The following is a 678-nucleotide window of genomic DNA, read 5'->3' as shown; positions in this document are numbered from 1 at the left end:
TAAAATGTACCCTATAGAGTAGACACGTTAAAAAAGTCTACCTATAGGGTACTTTTTTGTATACTTGAGAAAAACAGGGATTGGGGAAAATCATGAGTAAGAAGGTATTTACAGAAAAAGAAATAAAACTGCTAAAGCAAAATCCATACGTCAAATCAGTTAGCTCCAAGGCAATCACATATACTGATGAATTTAAACGTAACTACATCGTTGAACATGAAAAAGGAAAGTTTCGGAGTCAGATATTTGAGGAATGCGGATTTGATGTCAATGTCATTGGACCACAGAGAGTGAAATCATCTGCGGATCGATGGCTGAAAGCATACCGGGAAAATGGAGTAGATGGACTGAGCGACAGTAGAGCTAAACACGCTGGACGTCCTCGTGTAAAGGAACTGACTCTAGAGGAAAAGTATGCCCGTTTAGAGGCTCAAAACAATTTATTAAAAGCAGAAAATGAACTGTTAAAAAAGATCCAAATGGCAGAAAGGGGGTTGAAGGGAGGGCTGTAGCCTTACCTCCTAGCCTGAAATATATTCTTATCCGTTCCGTTATTGAGAAATTCCACCTTCCTAATATGGTGAGATACCTATGTGACGTGGCGGGTGTTTCACGGAGTGGATATTATAATTATTTCTCGGTCAAGTCTCAGGAACAAAGAAAGCAAAAAGACGAAAA

At 39.1% G+C, this 678-nt stretch carries 1 pseudogene; it reads left to right on the top strand.

The annotated features are described in order from the left end of the window. Positions 1-92 precede the first annotated feature (92 nt). Positions 93-678: pseudogene (locus SB752_RS31880) on the top strand (HTH domain-containing protein); the annotation flags it as partial.

Source organism: Brevibacillus sp. SIMBA_040 (assembly GCF_046535075.1).
In the GTDB taxonomy this organism is placed as follows: Bacteria; Bacillota; Bacilli; order Brevibacillales; family Brevibacillaceae; genus Brevibacillus.
This window is presented reverse-complemented; position numbering and strand designations above follow the sequence as displayed.